Here is a 24,382-nt window from a genome sequence, read left to right on the forward strand (position 1 = left end):
CGAAGGCATGACCGCACCGCCAGCCGGCCGGTCCTTCTAGTTACTCGCTGCCGAGTCACTAGGAGAGGACCGCCCTCATGATCCGGCTGCTCTGGACCTTCAGCGTCTGTACCCGCGCCTTCCTGCGCCGCTACATGCCGACCAACATCCTGCTCGACAAGATCCACACGCGTCGCGGTCTGAAATGGGGCGTCCCGGCGATGCTCATCGCCGTCCCCTACCTGCTCATCGCCTCGGCCCTCGCCGCCGCGGTCGCCGACGGCGGCCCCGGCTGGCTGAACATCCTGGTCGTGCTGTTCCTCTGGAACGCCGCGAAGTTCGCGTTCATCGGCCCGGTCGGCCTGATCCTGCTGGCCCGGACCCGCCTGCACGAGGCCCGCGCCCGCCGCGCGCAGGCCCGCTACGCCGTCGCCTGACCAGGACGCTCCGACCTCGATCTCTGGCAGCCCCTCGACTAGTGGATAACGGTATTATCCCCTTGTGTGCGAGGTGAGACGACAAGGCGACTCCGGCAGAATGGACGGGTGCCTGAACACGTTCGCCCCGACCTGCCGCCGGCGGTCGGTGACGCCGTGAGCGCGTTCGGCTACGGCGTCCGGGTCGCCATCATCGGCTACATCCACGAGCACGGACCCGCCACACGCGGGCAGCTCGCGACAGGGCTCGGCCTAGTGCCCAAGACCGTGCAGTTCCATCTCACCGGGCTGACCGCGCTCGGCGTCGTCATCCCCGACCCGCCCCCTGAGCAAGCCCGGCGCGGGCAGCGCACCCGATACGAGATCGACGCCGGCCGAGTGCTGGAGCTGTACGCGGAGCTTGGCAAGCACCTCGGCATCGGAGAATGAACTAGCCCGGCCCCTCCCGCGCGCGAGACGATGGCTCGCCGCGATTAGCTCGGTCAGCCCGTGTCGGCCCGCGAGACCCTGCCGGGGCTACAGGCGATCGCTCCCGTGGTCGACGCGCAAGTGGTCGTCATCGAGCTCTCATGCCGCCCAACCAAGAACTCAGCGTTGGTCCGCGCCTGCCCGCTGCGTCGTGCTTTCAGCGCTACTCGACTCAGCGAACGGGTCTCGCCCTATAGGTGGATGTCCAGGGCGCATTCTGCCTCGGCGATGGCACGAAACCTATTGGTTGCAGATGCGTGGAGATCTAATGCGCCAACCGAACCCTTGGTGCCGACGGGACTGCTGAAGGTTCCGGTGACTCTTCGTCTTAGGCCGCGGACGCGGCCTGTCCGGTCATCATCGTCTCGAACTCGACCGGCGTCAAACGACCCAACCGACGTTGACGTCGTCTCCGGTGATAGACCGCCTCGATCCAGTGCACAATCTCGAGCCGCAACTCCTGCCGACTCGCCCACGAGCGCTGATCGAGGACGTTCTTCTGCAACAGCGCGAAGAACGACTCCATCGCCGCATTGTCACCTGCAGCACCCACCCGACCCATCGACCCGACGAGCCCTGCACTGCTGAGCGCATGGACGAAACGGCGTGACCGGAACTGGCTCCCGCGATCCGAGTGGACCGTCGTCCCGACCGGCCTGCGCTGCTGCACCGCCATGCGCAGCGCGGCGACCGCGAGGTCGGCGCTCATCCGGTCGCTCATCGAGTAGCCGACGATGCGGCCGGAGAAGACGTCCTTGATCGCGCAGCAGTAGAGCTTGCCCTCACCCGTCCAGTGCTCGGTGATGTCGGTCAACCACAACCGGTCGCGCCGGTCGGCGGTGAAGCGGCGCTGCACGAGGTCGTCATGCACCGGCACGCCCGCCTTCGTGCTCTTGCCCCGTCGGCGCCGCTTGGTCGCGCTGACGATCCCGTTGTCGCGGCAGATCCGCCATACCCGCCGCTCGGACGCCTCGAAGCCGACATCGGCGAGCTCGTCCGCGATGAGCCGATACCCGAACGTCGGCGCCTCCCGATGCGCGTCGAAGGCCGCATCGGTCAGTTGCGCCTCGTCCCAGTCCCGGTCGGGGAACGGGCGGGCGAGCCACCGATAGAACGGTTGCTTCGCGATCTTCAGCACCCGGCACGTCACCGCCACCGGCACCCTCACCGGGGCGCCCGCAGCGGCCAGCTCGCGGACGAGCGGGTAGATCATTTTGGGCTCTTCAACACCCCTTGCGACAGATACGCCGCAGCCCGGCGCAGGACCTCGTTCTCCTGCTCGAGGAGCCGCACCCGCTTGCGCAGCTCACGGGTCTCGTCGGCCTCAGCCTGCTTCACACCCGGGCGAGCACCGTCTTCGATCTCGGCCTTCTTGACCCAGTTCTGAACACAGGACTCTGAGATCCCGAAGTCTTTCGCGATCTGCGCGAACGACGCATCCCTACGTCTCGCGATCGCGACGACATCGTCCCGGAACTCCTTCGGATACGGCCTCGGCATGACTGCCATCCTTCCAGCGGCGACCATCGTCACCACAGGTCAGGAGTCACCGGAACCTTCAGCAGTCCCACGAGCCGACTGCACCGCACTCGCAGGCCAACTCGGCTATACGCGAGCGATCGAGTTCCTCGATGAAGCCATCTCCGTGTACCAAGACCGCGCCCGACCCGGATACCAGCAGCTACTCCATCAGATCCAAGAGTCCGAGGCGGGAACGGTGATCGTGTGGCATCTCGATCGCCTCTACCGCAAGCCGCGAGAACTCGAGCAGCTCCTCGACCTGCTCGACCTCCGCCCCATCCGCGTCGAGTCCGCTCAGGGCGGGTCCTTCGACTTGAATCGGCACGAGGGGCGCCTGTTCGCCCGGCAACTCGTCGCGTTCGCGAACTACGAATCTGCTCACAAGGGCGCCCGCGTAGCCCGCGCGCAACAACATCGCGCTCGCGCCGGGCTCCTACACGGAGGACGACACTACGGGTACAACAGCGACGGGACGTTGCACCCCGTCGAGTCCACCGTCGTACGCAGGATCGTCGACGACTACCTCCTCGGACTTTCCCCAACCGTCATCGCCCGAGCGCTCACCATCGAGCACATCCCCGCGCCACGCGCGAACAAATGGCACACCACCACCATCCGCGCGATCCTCCATAGCGATCGCCTCCACCTCCGCCGTTGGGACCGCGCCGATCAACGCGCGATCCCAGGCACATGGCAGTCTGTCCTCACCCCCGCCGAGTCCGCCCTTGTCCAGGTCACTCTGCTCCTGCCGCGCCAAGATGCCGCCCGCTCATCCAGAACGCTCCTCGGCGGGATCCTCGTCTGCCCACGATGTGAGGCACGACTGGTATCGGGAGTTACCAGGCACGGCACCCGCATCTACACATGCCGCACCGCCACGACCAGATGCCCAAGCGCGAGCATCGACGCCGCCCAGGTCGACGCCCACACCGAAGCCACCATCCTCGACATGCTCGCCACGACTGCGCCACCTGTCGCGCAGCGTCCACACGAACTCCTCCAAGCAATCCATACCGCACGCCTTCGGCTCACCGTCCTCGCAACCAACTTCGGTGCCGGTGACCTCGACCACCACGACTACCTCAGCCAGCGCGTTCCGCTCGCCGACGCACTCACGCGAGGCGCGCGTGAACTCACCCTGCACAACCAGGCACGAATCCTCGCACTCCACCCCGCGGAACTGCGCCGACGCTGGGAGTGGCTACCGTTTCGGCGCGCCGCCGTGTGCGCACTCCTGTCGTTCGCTCAACGCCGATAGAACGGGCGGAACGGCAAGGGGCACGAAGGACGGCGACCTCCCGCCGACGGCTTGAGCCCGCAGCATTGGCCGCTGCCGTCGAATGTCGGTGCCCGTATGTACGATTGGGTCCCCCCGAAGCACGACAGCCCCGACATCGGGGCGAGCGGGTCGGGTTGAGGCACCCCGGAGATGCGCATCATGAAGACCGAAACGTTGAGCGAGGTCGCGACACGCGACACAGAGGTCCAGCGTAAGGACGTACCAGACAGCACGCGGATTCGAGTATGGGCGAAGGCCGCCGGACGGTGCGTGCTGTGCGCTACCTATATACTCGACGGAGCCGACTCATTCTGGCACGCCATCCCGGTCGGACAGATTGCGCACATCGTCGGCGCCGGCTCAGGCAAGAACGCGCCACGCGGCGAATCGGACCTGGACGCGAGCGAGCGGTCGTTCGAAGAGAATCTTCTGTTGCTCTGCTACCGGTGCCACAAGCGCATCGACGACAAGGTATATCGCGATAAGTACACAGTGGAGTTCCTGACCCAGAGGAAGCAGCTGCACGAGCGCCGCGTCCGCGAGGTTACCGACTTTGCAATCCTGCGGCCCACGTCAGTGGTGACCGTGAGCGCTGACATCCGCGGGACAGCCGCACCGGTCTCGCTCTCACAGGTCGCCGAAGCGCTGCGTCCCGAGGGCTACACAGGCATGGGTGACGACACCCGCAACGGCGCGTTCACACTCCACCTGCCCGGCAACTCGAACGACGGATGGGCATGGGACGCGCATCGGACAGAACTCAACCGCCTCACAGCCCGCGTCGCGGAAGCTGTCACAGCCGGCGACATAGAGACCATCAGCGTCTTCGCCCTCGCCCCAATCCCCTCGCTGGTCTACCTGGGATCGAATCTCGACGACAAGACCGAGACCCGGCTATTCAGACGCAAGCGCGTCGACGACGTGACCGCGTGGGCGTGGGATGACGAAACCCAGACGCCGAGGTTCGACGTCGCCCTCATCTCATCACCCACTCCCGCGAACGAAGCAACAGTCATCGTCGAGCTAACCTCGCCGATAAAGGAATCCCGCCTTCCCTCGGGTCTGACATCCCTCCCACGCGTCATCATCTCGCCCACAGGGCAAATGCCTCACCCCGAGCTCATCAGCACCCGGGCAGCGCTGGAGGAGTTCGGGCGCGCGTGGCGCGAGGCACTTGCACGCATCGAGAACGATCTCCCCGACGTCCGCACGCTGCACCTGATCGCATCGGTGCCGGCTCCCGCCGCCATCGCCATGGGTCGCTATAGGATGCGTACCGCTCAGCCGACGATGGTCGTGTATCAGCTCACCGACGAAGGCTACGAGGCCGCGATGGAGGTCACCGAATGACCGCACGCATCAGGGAGTTCAACCTCTTCCTCCGCGACCGCGTCAACCTGAACCAGTCGCGGCTCGACACGCTGCATTCACGGGTCTCATCCCTCGACACCGCGCTCGAAGAGAGCACCATCCTCGAGGACAAGCTCGAAGGCAGCCTGATCCCCCAGGGATCCTTCGCACATAGGACCATCATCAAGCCGTTGTCCGGCAACGACTTCGATGCGGACGTCCTACTGCCCATGGCGGAACAGGACGAGTGGGAACCGAAGAAGTACACCCTCGAGCTGAAGAAGACGCTCGACGCGGTGCCCCGATACGCCGACAAAACGGTGCTCGGGAAGCGATGCGTAACTATCCAGTTCGCCAACGACTTCCACATCGATGTCGTCCCCTTCATCGAACGCGCCGATGGCAAGACCTACATCACGCACCGCACCCGTAACGAGTTCATCCGGCAGGATCCAACCGCATTCACGGACTGGTTCAACGAACAGAACAGCACCACCAACGGCCATCTCGTCCGCGTCATCCGACTCGTCAAGTGGCTGCGCGATCGCAGTTCCATCGACTGCCCTTCCGTCGTGCTGGCTGCCCTGCTCGCCGAACGGGTCAAGAGCTTTGCCGGCATCGACGACTACGGCAACGTCGCGACAACCTTCACGGCACTGCTCGAAGACCTCCGCGACTACCTCGAGCTGCACTCGGTGCCGCCGTGGGTGGATGACCGCATCGGTCAGAACCTCGCGGACCGTCTCACTCAGACGGGATTCGATAACCTCAAGAGCCAGCTGAAGCGCTGGGCGCGGCTGGCCCGCGAAGCGCTCGACGCCACGGCCTCCGAGAGTGTCGACAAGTGGAAGAAGCTATTCGGCGACTCGTTCGGCGCGAGCAGCGCCAACTCCACACTGGCTCTCTCCGCATCTGCCGCACCGGCTACGCCGACCTATGAGCACCAAATGGTCCCCGGAGAGCTCACCATCACGGAGAAATTCGGTTACCCCGAGCGTCGTTCAGCCGCTGACACTTTCCGCATCGTCGGCCGGATGTCGCCAACTAAGAAGGGCCGCGGGCGTTACCGCCCGCTAAGCGCGAACGGCAATCTGGTCCCCATCGGGCGCTCCCTCCAGTTCGAAATCGAGGGCTGCACCGTGCCGGAACCGTACGACGTGTACTGGAAGGTCCGGAACGCTGGGCCTGAAGCGGCAAGTCGGAAGGCATTCCGAGGAGAGATCTTGAAGCGCGGCAACCAGATCCAGGAGACAAGCGACTTCCCTGGCGCACACTGGGTTCAGGCATGGATTGTGAAGGACGGAGTAGCCGTGGCCACCGCAACGCAGGACGTCATCATCATGTCCCGCTAAGCCCACCGGATGCTCCGTCGACGCCGGCGTCGCGCGCTCGCCAGAACACGCCGTAGAGGCGTCAGAGATTCCATGTGGTATTCGCTGCAGTCCCCCTACATTTCCTTTCGCATAAAAGACTCTTGACCGGGGATTTCGTGCAGCCGAGCGCTATGAGCCGCGACGCTCGGAAGTGGAGCTGTCAGATGTGACACCAGTAGGCGTCCTCCGCATCTCGGGGCGCTCAGGCTGTATGTCTTCGGCAGGTTGCGATACTTGCAAGATGACGGCAAGACCTGACCCTGAGTGCGGTTGCGGCCGGGACGACGAGGTTCCGGTTGTGAATCCTTACGCCGGTGGGGGTGGAGGCAGCACTCTCGGTCATCGAGTCGCGACCAGCTACCTCGCTGACATGCTTCTCGGCGCCGGACGACCGGAGACCGATGAGCTGCCGGTGGTCAGGCTTGCTTTCCAGACCAACCCGAAGGAACCCGTTGACGACCTGCGCGTAGAGGCGGAAAGGGGTGAAGATCGGGTTGTTGTCCACGTCGCCGCTCGACGCGCCCCGCAGTTCATCAAGAGCCACCCGAAGACCGCGGAGCTCGTTGGAACCCTGCTGGATCAGATCGACACCTTCAGCGATGACGAGCGTGCATATGTCGCGGTAGCCGTCGCAGGTATGACAGCTGCCCAGAGAGAGGTCCAGCTTCTTGCTTCCCTCGCACGGGACAACGCTACCGAGGCCGACTTCCACGCTCAGGTGCACGAGCCGAAGCGTCACGCTGGCTCCGCCAACCGCTACACCCACCTGAGCGGGCTGGTGGAGCGGGCCCGCCCGATGGCATCCCAGGACGAACTCAGGCGCCTTGTCTGGTCCCTTCTCAACCGACTCTGGATCCTGAACTTCCTCGTCGAGTCCGACGACGAAACGGATTGGGTCGAGATCGGCAACCGGCTGAGCCCCCTCGCGCGGGCAGGGAAGAGCGGCGCTGATGTCCGCAACGATCTCCACTCTGCCCGGGCGACCCAGTTCGACCAGAAGGGCACGGTGGTCGATCTTCCGCTGCTTCGACGCAAGATCCATTCCGTCTTGTCATCCGATGCCGGAAGGTCCAGAGCAGCATGGGCGCAGCTGGATGTCGAGCAGAGCTCTGCGATGATCGCCGTCCGCCACGAGTTGGCTGGCCGGGTCGACCTGCCCCGCGCGAAGCTGCGGACAGCTGTCCAGGCTGAGCTCGTCGTCGCCGGGACAATTCACGGGGCCGTCCTGGTCACCGGTGAGTCAGGCACCGGCAAGAGCGCTCTGACGTTGTCGGCGGTCGCGGCACTCGCCGCCGCCGACAGCGACTTTCAATACGCAGTCCTGAACTTGCGAAGGACCCGCGACAGCGTGGCGGCCTTGTCTTCGGATCTCGGAATGGCACTCTCCGACGTATTGGGCGAGATGACGGCGCCATCGCGTGTGCTCGTTGTCGATGCAGCGGACGCAGCAGCCGAAGGACGGGGTCCGCTGCTGCGCGAGCTCGCGGCGGCCGCACATGCGGCCGAAGTCGGTCTGGCACTTGTCGTGGCGGACACCGCATTCAGGGACGCCGCGGACACCATCGTCGGCATCTACCCGACACCGCGGGACTTTCAGGTTCCCGGACTCGACGACGACGAGCTGCGAATCGTACGAGAAGGGGTGCCGGCGATCGCCGGCACCCTCCGGAACTTGCCTACCAGGTCGCTGTATCGACGATTGTCAGTCGTCGACCTTCTGGCTCGGACCGGCACCACGGTCACCACGCCGCTAGACGACTGGGGTTGCCTTGAATTGGTCTGGTCAGACCTCATCGGCCGCGCGACAGGCGGGAGTTCAGCGGCCGCACGAACCGCAGCACTCCTGGCCATGAGTGAGGCGGCGCTCGAACTGCCTCCGTCAGAGAAGGTCTACCCCCGCCCGGAGCACGCCGCGCTCGACGCTCTACGAGCCGACCTCTTGGTCTCGCCAGAGAACCTGCGCAAGATCGAGCCCGAGTTCGCGCACGAGGAAGTCCGTCGCTTCGCGACGGCCGTGCGCCTAGCACGAGCCGATTCCGTCACCGAGACCTTGAAAGCGTCCGGCCCGAAGCGATGGGCCATGTCTGCCGCCAAGCTCGCCTGCGAAGGCAAACTCACCGGCGCGGACGACCCTGATGCTGAGCTCGCGGCACTGTTGGTCCACTTCGACACTCTCGGCGACGTGTCCACGGTCCGCTGGAAGGACGTGCCGCTCGAAGCTGTGCTCGAGATGCCGAACGCATACGACCTTCTCCGGCACACGTTTGACGCGAACACCGCCGACTCCGACGACATTCTTGCGACGTTCGTCAGAGTGGTTTCACTCCACCAACGACACGAGAACATGATCGACGTGTCGCGCGGTGAGCCGGTCGTGCGCCTCCTGGTCGAGGAGGTTGACAAGCTGTGGCGCCAGGACGACGAGAAATTCGGATTGGTGTGCGAGTGGCTGAACTCCGCTCTGCTGGTCGGATTGCCCGCGGGTAACTCGACTCGGGTGGCTCTGCGAGAGCTCCTACTTGGCCATTGGCGGACCCACCACCCCCCGGCGGCTCCCGGCGACGCTCCCACACAGCCCGAAGGAGAATTCGTATGCAACGTCTTCGACGGCCACACGAAGAGGCAACGCCGAAGGACTCTGAGTTGGGAGATCACCCAGGAGCGGTACATCCAGCTGTTCGCACTTCTCGGCCCCGACATCAACGATGATGTGCGCGCCTGCCTGTCCGAAGTCGCGGCAGACTCGCCGTCCCGTCTCCAGCCGGCAGTCGACCTCGACTGGAGCGCGTGGGGCCTTGGTTCGTACGACCCGAAGTTCCTTCTGCAGCTCACCGAGGCCTACTACATCGACACCCAGAACCGTGGCGACCGGAGACACTGGAACGGCATCCGCGATCACCAGCCACGCGGCTTCCGCGGCCTCACCAGCCATGGCTATGGGCCATTCTGGATCCTGACCAGGACGTGCCAGCCCAACGACTGGGTTCCCGTCATGAACCGAATCCTCAACCACGCAGCGAACATCCGATGCCTTGCTGAGAACGGCTCAGGCTCTCCCGCGTCCAGCTCGAAGTTCACGCTCGCGATCGATGGCTCCGAGCGAACCTATGTCGGAGACGGCAACGTATGGGGTTGGTACCGCGGCAACACCAATGGGCCGTACCCATGCATGAGCTCGCTCCAGGCCGTCGAACGGTGGGTCGACCGGATGGTGGCCGGCGGAGCAGCGATTGAAGACGTGGCGGCGACTCTCTTGAAGGGGTGCGAAAACCTAGCCATGCCTGCGCTCGTCGTCGGTGCCATCATCCGTCACCTTGGTGACGACCCGAAGGTGCTCGACCGGTACCTCGTCGAGCCGCTCGTCTGGCAGTTCGAGCACTTCCGCGTCACCCACGAGGCCATCGGCTTCATGCGCGCTGCCGATGACGACATCACAAACCCCGAACGCCGTAAATGGTACCTGCGCGACATCGTCGGGCTCCTCGTCCTGAATGCTGACACGCAGCGCCGGGCAGAGCTCAAGGATCTCGGCGCGCAACTCATCGCGAACGCTGCCCGTTTCGACGCCGGCGAGTCCACCGTCCGGCGCTGGGCAGCCACACTGGACGCGGACAACATGACAACCGAGCGCGTGGAGGGCGGAGTGCTCGTCTCGGTCAAGGAGCCCGAGGACATTGAAGAAGAGCTCGCTCCGATGCGAGCCGACATGGACCGCAGCAACCTCCTTCTAGGGCTCCAGAACAAGTATTGGATTCCGGCGCGACAGCAGAAGCAAGGATGGACGCCACCAACCCCGGTCGAGATCGCGGAAGACCTCGCACAGGTGAAAGACCTGCACGACAACCCACCCGAGTTCGCGGCGTCCGATCCGTATCTCGCGCTCGCCTACGTCGCAGCGGCCGCAGTCCGCAGCGCTGCCGCAGGACACCCCGAAGCATTCGGTAACAACGCCTCATTCGCGATCACCTCGATACTCGAGATCCTCCAACAGGCCGCGGACGCCGCCGCGAACAACGACGACGCACTCCGGTACGAGCAAGACATCGGAACGCGCGGAGCCGCCGCCGAAGCCCTTCCGCGCCTGCTTCTTCCTGAACTGACCGAACAACTCGCGGCGGCCGGCGCAACCCCCGACGACATCGCCGCGGCCGCCGCCGCTCTCGGGCCGCTCGCGGCGACAGCCACGTGCCTGAAGTTCGCGCGTGGGTGTGACGACATTTGGGCTCATCCGTGCTCAGGCCACCCATGCATCCATCTGATCGCTTACCAGTGGGCGCTCGACCTCGCGCGACTCTGCGAAATCGGCGAGTTCGACGACGACCTACAGCAAGCCCCCGAGGTCGTCCTCACCGGCGACGTCATGGCCCGGATTCCGGAAGTCCGGCCGGATCGTCTGGACACATCTCGCCTCAGCGCGACCATCCGGGCGCTCGGGCGCGCCGCCTCGTCGAACGCGTGTGTCGCGCAGCTCGCCCGACGCGACCTGGAGACGCTTCTCCGTGTACAGGCTCACGCCATGGTCACTCAGGAGCAGTCCGAGAACATCTACTTCATTGATGACGACGGCGCCGAGACCATCAGCGCTGCACGCGCACTGCTGCAGACCCGGTCTCGCGTGAACACAGACGAGGGCCTGCTGCTTGAATACATCACAGCCCTCGCTCCCTCGAGCCATGTGTTCAGCGCATTCCTCCGCGACCTTGCAGCCGTTGGGGCAGAGACTGAGGAGCTCGCTCACGCGGCGAGAGAAGTGTGGCCGACCGTGTTCGCACACGTCCTGGATCAGGTGGACGCGAACAAGGCCGGCTATGACCGGTCAGACAGCTTCAACGGCTACGCGCTGGGCTACCTGCTCCCGAACCATCCTGAGACTACCCAGTCGCTGCACGACGAGTTCGGTCGCACCATCTTCAAGTGGGTGCATCCCGACGAACTTGTGGAGTTTCTTCCGCGGTGGCTCCCATACGCAGCCGGTAGATCCTCATGTCTTCTCGAACTCATCCGATTCCTGCGCCAGCTACCCCTCGAGACACAAGTGACCGAAGGCTTGGGCTGGCTCGACACGCTGTGCCTTTCGCGAACCGACCGTCAGCTCGTCTCCTATGCGCCCATGGACGAGTGGCTGGTCGAGATCAAACCCGAGGCCGACGCATGCGGAGCCGGAGGGAACTGGCTCAACCTCGTCGACCGTCTGGTGTACGCAGGCAACAAGACTCTCGCAGCATACTCACGCTGATGGAGGATAACGCGGACCAACAGCGCGAAACGAATCTTCCCTTCCCTTGCTGGGCACGGACGGGTGAGTTCCCCTGGAGTCAAGGTCCCTGGTTACACGGCCAGCGGTGGCGTCATAGATTCCATGTGGTGTTCGCTGCAATATCCCCTATGTTTCCAACCGACAAAAGCCCCTGACCAGGTAAATTTATGGGCTTCGTCGAGCCATTGAAGACCGGCGTGACGCGCTTTGTCGGATCCGACGCCGCTCGGCGTCGGCGGACATCCAGGACCCCCAATTCGCATCGCTCGGAATCGACCGGACGATACAGTGCGCACGCAGCCGTCGTTGAGCGCCGCGGCGTCATCGCCGGCTACCGTGACTCGACGTCGGCTAGACCGGCAAGCCAGCCAACCGGGCACAGGACATCGAAGCACTCGGGCAAGCGGGAGCGCGACGCCACTGTCCGAAGCGCTCGGTAGGTTCTCGTTATGGGTGATGCGTGGCCGGATGGCGCTGACGAGACTGCTCGCCTCGTCAACCTTTGGGAACAGCACATGTCGCGGCGATTCACTCCGCGCAGCGGTCTTCACCCCTCCAATGCGATCCAGATATGGACGTTCGCCCATCACGCCGCGAGACTCTCCCGGGCTGTGCTCACGCTCCACGAAGCAGGACACGACCTTGAAGCGATGCCGCTGATCCGGCAGACGCTCGAGTGCGCGATGAACGCGGCATGGCTTCTCGTCACTGATAGCGGAGGCGCAGCGTTGAGCGCGGTCGATACCAAGAGTCGCCGGGTAATGTATCGGGAGGTCACCGAGCTAGGGCTCGCCGATCTGTCGGAGATTCTTCGACGGGTAGAGCAGGAAGAAGCACGTGACGCCGAGACGGTTACGCGCACGCGCAGCTTCGAAGAGCGGTGTCGCGCCGTATCTGGTGGTCGCCATATCTATGCGATGTGGCGAACGTTGAGTCTGTATTCGCATGCCACGTCCAGCGTGGCTGACGTCTATCTGGAAACGGTGCGCGAGTCCGAAGACGCCCCGCTAGGCGTGGCGATGCTGCTGAACGCGGATTGGGACCAAGGCGCAACGTGGATGCGGGTACAAGCCCTCATGTTGCTTCTGGCGCAGATCGCTGCCGACGACGCACAGGCCAAACCGACGCACCGAACACAACTCGCGAGGGCTCGGCGCCGTCTCGGCGTTACCTGGGAAGTTCGTCGTACCCAGTCCGATCCGCAGTGAGGGAAGCTGGTGCGAACCGCGGCGCCGGTGTTGCCTGGGTACCAGCTGACGGAATCCCATTGGCTCCCGGCATAACGATGATCGGTGGCTAGCGAGCAAAGAGACTCTCGACCTCAGCGCGTCCAATGAAGGCAAGCCCCCTGGCAGTTAGAAGTTCCGTAGTCCAGTCCCCTGCGGGCAGCCTCGGCTCGACGAGCGACCGCGCCTCACCGCGTTCCGTCGCTGACCCTGAGCCCGACGCCGACTGATACTGCACGAACCGTTGTGCCATCTCATCCCAAAGGGACAGCGCCGCGGGCACGGTGAACAAGACGATCTTGTCTTGCGCCGCACGCCCTGCGTCGTCCTCAATATCGTCAAGCGCCGTATAGAGGCAGCCCACAACGCGGGAGCGCGGATGTGCCTGTTCCTCCACTTGGACCTGACCAAGCAGCTGATTGATGTCGTCGCGCGGCACGCGCTCGCTGCCGCCCGTTTTCACCTCCCATATTCGCCGCTGTCCCTTCCGGGGCGTCGTCCAAACCCATCGTGCATCGGTCGCACTCGGGCCGGAGGGGCGATCGCCGGTTGCTCCACAGAGACGCGCGAGCATCTCCAGGGCTTCGCAGCGCTGATCATGCGTTCCCTCTAGTAGCGGCCGGGTGCGCGCTAGCCGCGCCTGAATCCGGCCGCCGCCTTCGCGAATCCACTCGTCCCAACTCAGGAACAGCGCGTCGTGAAAAGTACCCCGGACCGCATTCCCGCTCAAAGCATCGATCGTTCGCCGAAGTCGCACGAACCATGCCGTCTCTGGCGCAGCGTCAACCGCCACCTCAAGCGCGGTCCGCGCGGCTGCAAGGTCCGCAGGTCGACCTGCACCGAAGAGAGCATGCGCCTCGACGTACTTCCAGAACGCAGCGTGTTCGACCTCGCCGGCCGTTTGAAGAGTCTCAGCTGCATCGTTCGCGCTCACCGCCGCTCTTGGTCCGTCGGCGAACCACAGACGTGTCGCGGCATTGACCTCGCTCGGAGCACTCTCTCCCCGTGCACCTATCGCCGTCGACCGGCCGGGTCGATGTCTACCGGGAGCCGCCGCTATGGGTTCCTCGAGCACGACCGGAGCGGGCGCGCGGTGCGTTCTCCAGAAGTCGTCAGCAACGTTCTTCACGACGTCCCATGTGTCACCATGCGTCTCTAGCGCCCGGTTGACAGCAGCACGTACGTCACGGCCCAGCGCCTGCTGGACCGACGCGTCGGCAAGCGCAGGGCCGAATGCCGGATCCAGGCCGACGTACAGTGCTGAGTCAGTAGGCGTCCGGTTGGCGCGACCTAGAGCTTGCGTCACACGTTGGCCAATGCGGTACCGCATGAAGGAAGCGTCACCGAGGTATGCGACGACGAAGCGCTCGAACTCTGTCGAAGCAGCGGGAACGCTTGGAATGATGACCAACCGGCAGACTTCGTCGGGGAAGTCCAGCCCGTCGAACCGGCCCGCTGTGACTAGCTGGGCCTCTGGCTCGTTGCGCCAGCGATCGACGGCAGCGTCGTCACCCGAAGTCAACCGATAAACCGTGTAGCCCTCGCTCTCCAACTTTGTCTGGACTTGGTCTGCTTCCGTGTTACTGGCGCACAGCCATGCGGCTCGACCGCCTCTGTCTGCACGAGCCGCTTCGACCTGAGAGAGCGCGAAGCTCCAGGCCGCTTCGGAGTCAGCAGCATCCTGTGTGGGGTTGATGACAAAGGTCCGTCGGCCGAGCTCGGTGAGCGCGGCGTCAGCATCGGTAACTGCAGTCACGACGGGACGGACGCCAAGCCTCCGCTGGATATCGCCGGTCTGGCCGAGCGTCGCCGACAGATAGACGCGCAGTCTCGACTGCGCGTAGCCGGGCACAGCTTGTGCGGGTACGTGATACGGACGTATTTCTATCGCGTTAGGACCGACCAGGACGCCACATCGACGCAGATTGGGCCTGACCGCCCGCCACGGATAGCTGATGTCACTTTGCGCGTAGTACTCGGATTCCTCGACGACCTCGATGACGCTGGAAGCGACGGCGTCCCAGTCAACGAAAGATACGAGCTCGGGCGGGGTGCTCCAGGGAGCTGTGCCGTCTCGCAACGCTTGAAGCGAGGGGTATGAGTCGCGTCCTTGCTGGAGGACGAGGTCCGCGATCGCTTGATACAACGCCGATCCACCGCCCGGGCCCCGCGGGATCTGGATCGTGAACAGGCCCGAAAGCGCCTGCTCAGCAAGATGCGCGTCGTCGAAAATGATGACATCCGCGGGGTTCACCCTGGGTCGGGTGTTGAAGTAAGTCCAGTAGTTCATGATGCCGACCGCTGCGGCTTCGTTGTATGCACGCAGCTGGGCGGCCGGGTAGTTGCGACCCGAGAAGTGAGCGGCGTCCAGCCCGGGAAGGAGCGCCGCCTGCGCGACGGCCTGCTCCGCTAGTTGCTTTGTGCCGGTGAGGTATGCAACAGATCGCCCCTCTTCGAGCGCCTGGTCAGCGATCAGCAGAGCAATTAGCGTCTTGCCGGCCCCGGTAGGAAGCTCGACACCGATGTCTGCATGGTCCGTCCGCAGACGGTCATACTCGTCCAGTGCCCGAACTTGAGCGGGCCGCAGCGTCGTGATCGCCGATGACCCGAACGACTCAAGGCGCTCCTGAAATGTCACGCGATGCCTCCACAATTCCGCACCCACACCAACGAGCGGCCACAAGCACTACCAGGTTCCTTGGTTCCTCGTCTGACGCGCCCGGGGAATTCCGTCCGAACGCGTCGGGTTGGCCACAGGATTATTCAACAGCAGCCAGCAGCCAGCCGCGAAGGCGGGACACGCGAGCCAGTCGACAGTAATCAAGATTTCTCAGAGCTGGGTGATCGCTGCGTCGCCTTGTCGGTCAGGATCCAGCTCGCATCTTGCGTCAGGATCCACCACCGCTCGCGAGTTCACGAGCACCTCATGGAGCGTAGCGCCTCACGAGGTCCGGCCGGCACCATCTGCATTGCCGTACGTGCGGGGTTGGGGTCTGATTCTCGTAGCTCTACTTTCGTCGCCTCAAGTAGCGTCGTTGGGCACTCGAAGAGGCCTTCTTAGGTCGTGGAGCGTCTTCGAGCGCCGGGAGTTGGTGGCTCCACTCGGGCGACAAGCTGCGTTCGTATAGTGACCATGGAAAGGGTGCCCTGCGGGCAGTCTCGCGAGCCAAGAAGTTCATGAGCTGGTAGAACCAAAGACCCAGGACCTGCTGCTCAGCAGAGAAGGTCGCGACTCTTCCTGCTGAGGGCAGCACAATGCCGCGCGACAGGACCACCACCCTGTCTACCCATTGTGTAGGAGCCTGGAGGCCAGCACATTCCTCGCGAACACGCTTGATCTCCCCTGCCCGCCAGTTCTCGGCAACGATCGTGGTCGAATAGGCGAAAACGGTGGCGAAGAAGGTGGGCAATCCATCGTCGGCATGCTTACCGCCCTGACGTGCTAACCCCCATGGAGAGGCGTAAGGGCGGAGCTTGCGCAAGTTCACCAGTCCCCGGACCGAGCGGCGAATCTCCTCAGCAGTTAGGTTGCTCTTGACTTCGACGGTAGCGAGCAGGGCCTCAGCCGGCAGCAATACGAGGCCGTCGTCCCGAGTCAAGAGTGGCGTCACAGAGCTTCCGTCATAGATCAAGATGTCTGTCTGTCCGCTTTGCAGTCCGGATGCGTCGACTACTTCGCCGCGAGCGACCTTGTATCGCGAAGGCAGCCTTTCCGACAGAAAACGAGCAAGCGCTCGCTCCCGCGCCTCTCCGATATCGCCGGTGTTATCAAACGCCCCCGCGTCGCTGAACTCTGTCCACATCCGACTCTCGGCGCGGGCGAGTATCCCAGAGAGCGAACTAAGGCCGTTGCCGCTCATGATTCCCCTTCTTGCCTAGGTCCAGCCGAACGAGCAGCTAAGAACCCGACAGGATCCCAGAAACCCGAAAGCGGCCGGAATCGGCCGCCGTCACTAGACCCCCCGGCGATGTCGGAGGAACGGGAATCGCGTGCCTTGAACACTCGAGCGTCAAGGCGGCAGCTGTAGCACGCTGCCCGCCTACCCTAACGTGAACCCGTTGAGGATTGCGAGGTCCTGCGTCGCCCCAGCAACCGTGATCGTGGCGGAGCCGCGAAGACCCCGTGCTCGTGAATTCTTCGACATAAGCCCAGCGAGGCAAGCTGCTTTGGTAGATGCTGCTCGCGAAACGCGACCTCACCTCTCTCCGTGTCAGTAGGGAGGAGGTTGGCCATAGCCTAGGAAGGTCGGGAGGCGAAGCGGATGTCCGGTGCGGTGGTCTATCTGCGGATCTCGCAGGACCGCACGGGCCAGCAGGCGGGCATCCAACGTCAACAGGAGGACTGCCTCGCCCTGGCCGCGCAACTGGGCATCACTGACCCGTTGGTTTTCATCGACAACGACGTGTCCGCGTTCGACGGCGGCCGCCGCCCCGGGTACGACGCGATGGTCACCCAGGCACGGGGCGGAGCATCCCTCGTCATTGTGTGGCATGTCGACCGCCTCTACCGGCAGCCGCGCGAGCTGGAAGACCTCATCGATCTGGTCGAGCAGCACCCGGTGCGGATCGAGGCAGTCCGTGGTGGCGGGTTTGACCTGAACGTCACTGAGGGCCGGCTCATGGCTAGGCAGCTGGTCGCGATCGCCGCGTACGAATCCGGGCACAAGTCCGACCGGGTGAAACGCGCCAACCGTGCCCTCGCAGAACAAGGCCGCTGGCACGGCCCCGCCCGCTACGGGTACGGGCCCGGCGGGGTGCTCATCCCGGAGCAGGCTGCGGTGATCCGGCAGATGGTGGACCGGTTCCTCGCCGGCGAATCACTCCGCTCCATCGCCGCATGGCTCAACCGCTCTCAGATCCCACCGTTGCGAGCTGGCTCCGGAACGTCCGGGCTATGGCACCCGCACACGGTGCGCAGTGTCCTGTCCTCCGCGAGGATCTCCGGGCAACGCGCCTACGCGCCCGACACGCGCGCGGACCCGGCCGGCGGGCGAGAGATCCTCGGACCGGGTGATTGGGAACCGATCATCAGCCCGGACGAGACAACGCAGATTCGGGCGATTCTCGCCGACCCTTCCCGCCGCCGCGCTACGCCGGCGCGGCCGACGCTGCTGGGTGGGATCGCGTGCTGCGGACGGTGCGGCGCGGGGCTCACCATCACCGGCACGCACTCCCCCACCGGCAACACCCTCCGGTATGTGTGCCAGAGCGATCCCTCACGCCCGGAACGGGGCGGGCTGAGCATCAACGCCTCCCACCTGGACGACTACGTCAGCGGACGCGTCCTGCACCGCCTGGCCCACCCTCGACCTGGGATGGACGGCGCTTCGACGAACGGTCTGCTGCGGCAAGTCGCGGAGATCAACACCCGGATCGGTCAACTCGATAAGGACTACCAGGACCATGTCATCACCGCTCGCGAGTACCGCATCGGGGTCGAGGCCGCGACCGCAGCGCTCTGGGACACTGAGCGGCGTCTCGTCACCACCAGCGGGGCGATCGCTCTATACGCGGCACCGATCGGGGACCGGAAAGCGCTGGAGAGCTGGTGGGACGCTCTCGACGTCACCGACCGACGCGCCGTGATGACCACGCTGATCACCAAGCTCCGGATCGCGCCCGGTCGACCGGGACGAGGCTTCGACCCACGCCGGGTCGGGATCACATACCGCCCCTGACCGCCATACCGCGGTCCAGTCCGGTCCTTTCGCGCCCGCGAGAAGCCGATGTACGGACTGCGCCAACCCGGAGTGCCCCATCGCGACGACGACTGCCCTGATCTATCTGAGGATCTCCGCTAACCGCACCAGCGAGCACGGGTCTATCGAGCGGCAACGAGTCGACTGTACCTCCCTCGCCCGCCAGCTCGGATACGTGCAGACGATCGAGTTCGTCGACGAATCCGTCTCCGCCTACCAAGATCGGGCACGACCCGCCTACCAACGACTCCTTCGGCATCTCGAGAAGTCTCCGCACACCACCGTGGTCGTGTGGCACCTTGACCGGCTCTACCGCAAGTCACGAGAACTCGAACAGCTTCTCGACTTGCTCGATGTGCGTCCGATCCGTGTGGAGTCGGTGCAAGGCGGCTCCTTCGACCTCAACCGCCACGAAGGGCGACTGTTCGCTCGACAACTCGTCGCGTTCGCGAACTACGAATCCGGACACCGAGGCGCACGCGTCGCACGCGCCCAACAACATCGCGCTCGCGACGGGCTCCTGCACGGTGGAAGCCACTACGGATACCGCGGCGACGGCGCCCTCCACCCTGTCGAATCCACGGTCGTCCGCCGGATGGTCAACGACTACCTCATCGGCCTGTCCCCCACCGTCATTGCCCGAGCCCTCACCATCGAGGGCGTTTCGGCGCCTCGCACCAACCGGTGGCACGCGACAACCGTCCGGAACATGCTCGACAGCGAACGACTCCACCAACGACGGCAGGACCACGCGGAGACCCAACAGGTCACCAGGTCCTGGGAACGCCTCCTCACCCCAGACGAGTCCGCGCTCGTCCAGGTCAGCTTGCTCATGCCGCGCCAAGACGCCGCTCGCTCTTCCAGCAGCCTTCTCGGCGGGATACTCCGCTGCCAGCGGTGCGGGGAACGCATGGTCGCCGGCGTCACCAGCAACAGCAAACGCGTCTACCACTGCCTGACCGCGACTCTGCGATGCCAGAATCCACGCCTCGCAGCCGATGGGCTCGACGCCGAGGTCGAAGCGGCCGCGCTGGCCGGGCTCGCGGCCGCCGCTCGCCCGAACCCAGTGCGCCCCGGCCGCTTGCTCGAGCGTGTCCGCGACGCGCGCCTCCAACTCGCCGCCCTGGCCGCCAGCTTCGGCAGCGGGGATCTCGACCACGACGAGTTTCTGACGGAACGCCACCATTTCGCAGACGACCTCCACCAAGCGGGCCGTGACCTCATGCTGCACAACCGAGCTCGGATCCTCGCACTCTCGGCGGCGGAGCTCGGCCGCCGCTGGGCCTCCTTGTCGTTTCGCCGAGCAGTGGTCTGCGCGCTGCTGGCGTTCGACCAACCGGGGGCATGCTCTGGCGCTCCTCGCCCGCGCGATGCTGACGACGTTGCCGGGACCGCTGACGGGACTTGGTCAGTACAGGCTGACCGCAACGTATTCGCGCCGCTCGACGCCTTAGTCATGAATCATGGTCAAGGGCACCAGTATCCAGGCTGAGCATTGGCAGCTGCCCCGGACAGCATGCCAGCCAGGGAATCGGGCGATCGAGCGGTGGAACGCCCGGAGAGACCGTCTTCAGCAGCATTCGCTGGGGAATGCGGGCACCCGGATCACGGATTCGCAGGGTATTCGCCCATGCGCGTCGGTTTGCGCCGCGACCACGAGCTGGGGACGGGCATGTTGCCGTTGACGACAACCACTGCGACCAAGGATGGTTTCTCGGGACTGTCGAGACCGTGCAGCGCGGGCACGAGGGTGAATACATAGTTCTCGGGTGTCCCGACTGTCAGCTCTTTCGGGCTCATGTCTAGGATCGCAAGGATCGATAGGTGCCGACCGTCCGCCGAGGCGTACTGGGTAGCTTGCCCCATGTACTTGGGGGCAGAGGCTTTGGTCACGGGGACGAAGCGTTCGACTTTGAGTTCAGCGGTGATGCGGTCATGGCGGATATCGAGGTAGCCGAGTGCCAGAGGGTTGCCACGCTCGACCCGTCCCTCCAGCTCCGGGTCCACAAGCAGATCGGCGAAAAGATCGTCATGGAATTGGCGCTCCGTGACACGCGCGCCGCGACGATACTTCTTCTCCCATGTGAATCGGAACCCGGATCGGCACACCGCGGTGAACAGCCGACAGAACGCCTGCACCTCGTCATCCGGGAAGTCGCCGGCAAGCGATGCGTAGAGGGCGAGCAGATGCTCATCTACGATGTCGTAGGTCGTCAGGGCGTCGCGTGACGCGTCGAAGGGGCGAAGGCGGATCTGTGCGTGGCCTGCGATGTCCAGCCGTTCTATCCGCGGTTTGCCCTCTACGGAGCCTGACCAGCTGGCGGCAATGACGAACGGAGGCGCAGGACGACCGGCAGGCAGAGCGAACCGCAAGACCAAGGTTCCCTCCCCTATCAGGACACCGTCGAAGCTGTCGCTCCTCTTCCAGGTCATCGCCGGGAGCTGGATGTCCTTCGCTGACAAACCGCCAACGAGTTCCAGGTCGAGGCGGTCGGCCCATTCGGGCCACTCGTCGACCTGAAGCTTCACGCCTAAGGAGTACACGGTGTCCGGCTGGAGCACTGCGGGGCCCATCAGCTGTCGGTCGTCCACGGAGATGATCGCGACCGCGACCGTCTCGGGCACTAGTACTTCATCTCGCTCGGTCAGACGTTCCGTCTCAAGGGGGGCACCCTCGATGATGATGAGCGGGAGCGGCAACGACGCCCACTCAGCAACAAGCGAGATCGGGTCTACGTCCGCCTCTTCGCGCAGCACCCGGATTAGCTCAGCTGATAGCAATGCACCCAACGGGTCATCGGCGCCCAGTTCGCTTTCGACGCGCTGGGCGAGGGAGCTGGCGGTTCGTTTCACCGTTCGCCGCCCAGCTCGAGCTGCAGCGTCGTCGCGGTCCAACTCCGCCGCTTCGAGCCTTAGAAGGTGGGCGGCGAGGACACACAGCTCTGCGACCAACCTGAGATAAGCGGCGGTGGGCGTCGCGCGCTGCGACCACTCAGCCAACTTCGTCGCTTCTTCTTCCAGCGACACGGCAGCGGCGTCAATACTGCTGACGGAAGACAGGCCCACAGTCCCGGTCAACAGCCTGCGGATTGACAACCGCAGCGCACTCTGCGCATGCAGGTTGAATACCAACGACGGGAAGCCGTTCTTGTCGGTCGGCTCTTCGTCGACGTGGGGTGGGTCGTCTCCCGAAATGGCCGCGTTGACGAGCGTGGTCAGAGTGCGCTGCCGGTCAAATGCCGGCGTCTTTGAGATCGACGCCTCAAGCCGCTCGCAGATTGCGAGAGCGTCGTCGGCTCGGTTGGCGCGCCAAGCCACTTCGACGATGTGCAAGCCTGCGAGGATTCGCTCGGGGCCGGGTGCCTGCGCGGCGGCTTCCAGATCCGCTACTCCCAATCCGAGCAGACCCTGCCCGCACTCGAGGAGTGCGACCTCTTCCGTGTCGTGTCGCCGGTTGAACGGTGAGTTGTAGGTTGGGTCGCCCACTCGACCGAGTCGGATCTGGGCGTACTCAACACTCTTCCGTGCGCTAGCAGACCAGTTCACCCGGAGAACCTCGTTGATCTCGTGGGCTGGCAGCGCCGCAGAGACCTTCAGTAGCGTTCGCTCCGGCGCGACGTTGTCTTCGGGAAGCCGCTGGAGGAGACGGCCGGCGCACTCCACCGATGGTTCAACGAGGGAAGAGTTCGGGCCGCCGACCTTGCTGGATGCGAAGCACGTCATAGCGAATCGCAATCCCGACCGCATCGCATCCTCGGTCAAGCTGAGCCGAGGAAGGCTCTCCAGCAACGCGGTAATCACGGCGATGTACTGGCTTTCCATGAGGACCGGCAGAAGGTCCTCGAACAGGCTGGGCAGGGGGTTCTTCGAGGCGACCTCGGCCCAGGCGCGGATAGCTGTAGCCACAAGGGCAGGGGACGAGCTCATGAGGTTCGTATAGAGAACGGGTACGACAGCTGTCAGCACTCCTGGCCTCTGGCCGGCATTGCGTCCGATGTTGCCTAGTACCCGCAAGAGGCGCGCGCTAACGCCCCAGTCCTTCTCCTCATCGCGTTCGTGGCTGAGGAACTTCACGACAGCATCCAGTGCGACGTTTGGATCGGCCTGTGCCGCATACTCGACCGCATCGAGGCAGCGGGAGGCGGCGGACCTCAGAACCATCTGCCGTGTCGCCCACTCCATCTGCGCAAGCGAGTCGGGTAGGTCGTTTGTTGGTACGAGCACCTGCGATCTGGGCTGGTCAGCCGCGCTGTTTGCGGTGATGAACCCTCCCAGGAGCACGTCGATCTGGCTTGCGGCCCAATCGGGGGCATCCCTGGCGAGATCGAGAATGATGTCCGCGGCCTGCCCCGCCACGTCGTACCCCCATCCTCCGGCAAGTCGCAGCATCGACGTTTCGAAGATCCGCGCGCGCAGTTGCTGACGGTCCTCATCGGACAGTTTGGGTTCCTCGCCCTGCCAACCACGGTCGGGGTCGACAAGCTGCGAGAGAAACCACCACACCTTGAAAAGGGTTCCCCGTTGCTCGTCCGAAGCACTCTCGCCCGCTGCCGCCCAAGCCCCCTCCGCGTCACCCACACCACGCACGATGAACAGGCCCAGCGCCCGCTGGACGGCTGCATGAGAATGCCCCTCCATCTCGTCATCAGCTGTGAGCAGATTGCGGACGAGAGCGGGAACGAATCGTGGAGCGATGGGCTCGTCCAAGATCAGCAGCTGAGCAATCGCGCCTGCCGCGGTGGCACGACTGCGGCTCGAGTGCACGGTCGCCGTTGGCAACCTGTTGCCAGGCGGAAGCTCCAGACCAGACAAGGAAGGCGGGCCAGGCAGCATATCTTCAAGAAGTTCCATCAGCGTGTCGCTCGCCCGGTCTGCAAGGAGCTTCAGCGTGGCGGGATCGGTGGAGCGGCTCTCGCCCGGATACCGGAAGTCGTCCTCTAGAGGACCGTATGCGACGTACAGGAGGGACCGAACAACGGACGCCGTGAAATCATCGGGTCGCGTGACGTTCTGAAACTGCACAAGCACCCGCGCGGCATCCTCTGCTGCCCAGGTCTCGAGCACGGCGAGCGCGGCATCCACGACGTCTCGCTGCCAGCGCGTCTGGGTGCGAGCGAGGATTCGCAGTGGCTTGAGCATGGTGGGTCGGCCAAGGCTGACAAGTATCAGCATCTCTGCCACCACGACTTCAGAGAACGTGTCAGGCGCCTTCTGTGCGAGAGCGGTCAGCCGTCGCAGCGCTGCGGCGGCGCTCTCGTCATCGGTTGCATCCAGGACATCTAGGTCCTGCAGAGCGCGTTCCATGGCTGGATCAGCCGAGACGCGGAGAGCACCACGCCTGCGGACACGCTGTTCGCGAAGTGCTTCTGCTTCGGCCTTCTCGGCATCAGCGATTAGCGCGGCCTCCGCCTCCCGACTTTCCTCGGCCTCCACCAGCCCGGCGAGCGTCGGCACCTGACCCGACGGGCGGCGGAGCTCGCAGCCGACGCAGTTCTCCGTGTAGAACTGGCGGGCTACCGAACCGAGTTGAAACCCAGCCGTCGTCCCGTGGGCTTTGATGCACCTAATCTTGCGCATGTTAATCGGAAGGCCCACGGCAGGTTCGAGCATGCCTTGCCCGCCGAACGGGACGAACTCCATGTGGAGGCAATGGTTGCGTGCGAGCAGGATCACCTGAGCGTTTTCCTTGCCCCGAGCGATGGCCTCCTCGAAGTGCGCGTCAAAGCTCAACTGCACTCACCCCCAATCTCGCCCGCAATGCCACCAGTTCGGCGCCGATAGCTCGATGGCCTG

The 24,382-nt window shown here is 64.5% G+C and carries 12 protein-coding genes and 1 pseudogene; 9 read left to right on the plus strand and 4 right to left on the minus strand.

Annotation, left to right across the window (positions count from 1 at the left end):
* Positions 1–77 precede the first annotated feature (77 nt).
* Both ACIGEP_RS13930 and ACIGEP_RS13935 read left to right on the plus strand, forming a co-directional pair.
* A complete protein-coding gene (locus ACIGEP_RS13930) occupies positions 78–416 on the plus strand; it encodes a sulfate permease (RefSeq protein ID WP_396662231.1) in 339 nt (112 codons plus the stop codon).
* A 108-nt stretch (positions 417–524) separates the two neighbouring features.
* Positions 525–845 (plus strand): ArsR/SmtB family transcription factor, encoded by a 321-nt coding sequence (locus tag ACIGEP_RS13935; RefSeq protein WP_396662232.1) that lies wholly within the window; start codon positions 525–527, stop codon positions 843–845.
* Positions 846–1,212: 367 nt separating this feature from the next.
* On the opposite strand, the pseudogene ACIGEP_RS13940 reads toward ACIGEP_RS13935, so the two are convergent.
* Positions 1,213–2,384 (minus strand): annotated as a pseudogene (locus tag ACIGEP_RS13940) (IS3 family transposase).
* On the opposite strand from ACIGEP_RS13940, the gene ACIGEP_RS13945 reads away from it, so the two are divergent.
* The 5 genes from ACIGEP_RS13945 to ACIGEP_RS13965 all read left to right on the plus strand — a co-directional run bounded on the left by ACIGEP_RS13945 (position 2,383) and on the right by ACIGEP_RS13965 (position 12,872).
* The gene (locus ACIGEP_RS13945) at positions 2,383–3,663 is read left to right on the plus strand and encodes a recombinase family protein (RefSeq protein ID WP_396662233.1); all 1,281 of its coding nucleotides are present in this window, start codon (positions 2,383–2,385) and stop codon (positions 3,661–3,663) included. The pseudogene ACIGEP_RS13940 and the gene ACIGEP_RS13945 overlap by 2 nt on opposite strands.
* A 180-nt stretch (positions 3,664–3,843) precedes the next feature.
* Entirely contained in the window at positions 3,844–5,034 is a 1,191-nt protein-coding gene (locus ACIGEP_RS13950) for an SAVED domain-containing protein (RefSeq protein WP_396662234.1), read from the plus strand.
* On the plus strand, positions 5,031–6,386 hold the full coding sequence (locus ACIGEP_RS13955) for a cyclic GMP-AMP synthase DncV-like nucleotidyltransferase (protein WP_396662235.1): 1,356 nt from the start codon (positions 5,031–5,033) through the stop codon (positions 6,384–6,386). The genes ACIGEP_RS13950 and ACIGEP_RS13955 overlap by 4 nt, the downstream gene beginning before the upstream one ends.
* Positions 6,387–6,648: 262 nt before the next feature.
* Positions 6,649–11,643 (plus strand): hypothetical protein, encoded by a 4,995-nt coding sequence (locus ACIGEP_RS13960; protein ID WP_396662236.1) that lies wholly within the window; start codon positions 6,649–6,651, stop codon positions 11,641–11,643.
* 470 nt (positions 11,644–12,113) lie between these two features.
* Entirely contained in the window at positions 12,114–12,872 is a 759-nt protein-coding gene (locus ACIGEP_RS13965; RefSeq protein WP_396662237.1) for a DUF5677 domain-containing protein, read from the plus strand.
* A gap of 88 nt (positions 12,873–12,960) precedes the next feature.
* Here ACIGEP_RS13965 and ACIGEP_RS13970 read toward each other — a convergent pair whose 3' ends face one another.
* Together ACIGEP_RS13970 and ACIGEP_RS13975 are read right to left on the minus strand one after the other, a co-directional pair.
* A complete protein-coding gene (locus ACIGEP_RS13970; protein ID WP_396662238.1) occupies positions 12,961–15,528 on the minus strand; it encodes a DEAD/DEAH box helicase family protein in 2,568 nt (855 codons plus the stop codon).
* 370 nt (positions 15,529–15,898) lie between these two features.
* Complete coding sequence (locus ACIGEP_RS13975; protein WP_396662239.1) at positions 15,899–16,750, minus strand: DUF6602 domain-containing protein; 852 nt, start codon at positions 16,748–16,750, stop codon at positions 15,899–15,901.
* Between the two features lie 402 nt (positions 16,751–17,152).
* Between ACIGEP_RS13975 and ACIGEP_RS13980 the strand changes: the two genes are divergently transcribed.
* A complete protein-coding gene (locus tag ACIGEP_RS13980; RefSeq protein ID WP_396662240.1) occupies positions 17,153–18,568 on the plus strand; it encodes a recombinase family protein in 1,416 nt (471 codons plus the stop codon).
* Positions 18,569–18,674: 106 nt separating this feature from the next.
* Positions 18,675–20,081 carry a recombinase family protein gene (locus ACIGEP_RS13985; protein WP_396662611.1) on the plus strand — a complete coding sequence of 469 codons (1,407 nt, stop codon included), beginning with the start codon at positions 18,675–18,677 and terminating at the stop codon, positions 20,079–20,081.
* Positions 20,082–20,194: 113 nt separating this feature from the next.
* Here the strand turns inward: ACIGEP_RS13985 and ACIGEP_RS13990 are convergent, their stop codons facing one another.
* Positions 20,195–24,325 carry a hypothetical protein gene (locus ACIGEP_RS13990; protein WP_396662241.1) on the minus strand — a complete coding sequence of 1,377 codons (4,131 nt, stop codon included), beginning with the start codon at positions 24,323–24,325 and terminating at the stop codon, positions 20,195–20,197.
* Positions 24,326–24,382 lie beyond the last annotated feature (57 nt).

The organism is Microbacterium sp. NPDC077663 (assembly GCF_044542795.1).
GTDB lineage: Bacteria > Actinomycetota > Actinomycetes > Actinomycetales > Microbacteriaceae > Microbacterium.

What these genes read in the sequence shown, in the direction of transcription:
- ACIGEP_RS13950 (WP_396662234.1), top strand. Translation starts at nt 3,844, where the DNA reads ATGAAGACCGAAACGTTGAGCGAGGTCGCGACACGCGACACAGAGGTC.
- ACIGEP_RS13945 (WP_396662233.1), top strand. Translation starts at nt 2,383, where the DNA reads ATGACTGCCATCCTTCCAGCGGCGACCATCGTCACCACAGGTCAGGAG.
- ACIGEP_RS13930 (WP_396662231.1), top strand. Translation starts at nt 78, where the DNA reads ATGATCCGGCTGCTCTGGACCTTCAGCGTCTGTACCCGCGCCTTCCTG.
- ACIGEP_RS13955 (WP_396662235.1), top strand. Translation starts at nt 5,031, where the DNA reads ATGACCGCACGCATCAGGGAGTTCAACCTCTTCCTCCGCGACCGCGTC.
- ACIGEP_RS13960 (WP_396662236.1), top strand. Translation starts at nt 6,649, where the DNA reads ATGACGGCAAGACCTGACCCTGAGTGCGGTTGCGGCCGGGACGACGAG.
- ACIGEP_RS13980 (WP_396662240.1), top strand. Translation starts at nt 17,153, where the DNA reads ATGTCCGGTGCGGTGGTCTATCTGCGGATCTCGCAGGACCGCACGGGC.
- ACIGEP_RS13965 (WP_396662237.1), top strand. Translation starts at nt 12,114, where the DNA reads ATGGGTGATGCGTGGCCGGATGGCGCTGACGAGACTGCTCGCCTCGTC.
- ACIGEP_RS13975 (WP_396662239.1), bottom strand. Translation starts at nt 16,750, where the DNA reads ATGAGCGGCAACGGCCTTAGTTCGCTCTCTGGGATACTCGCCCGCGCC.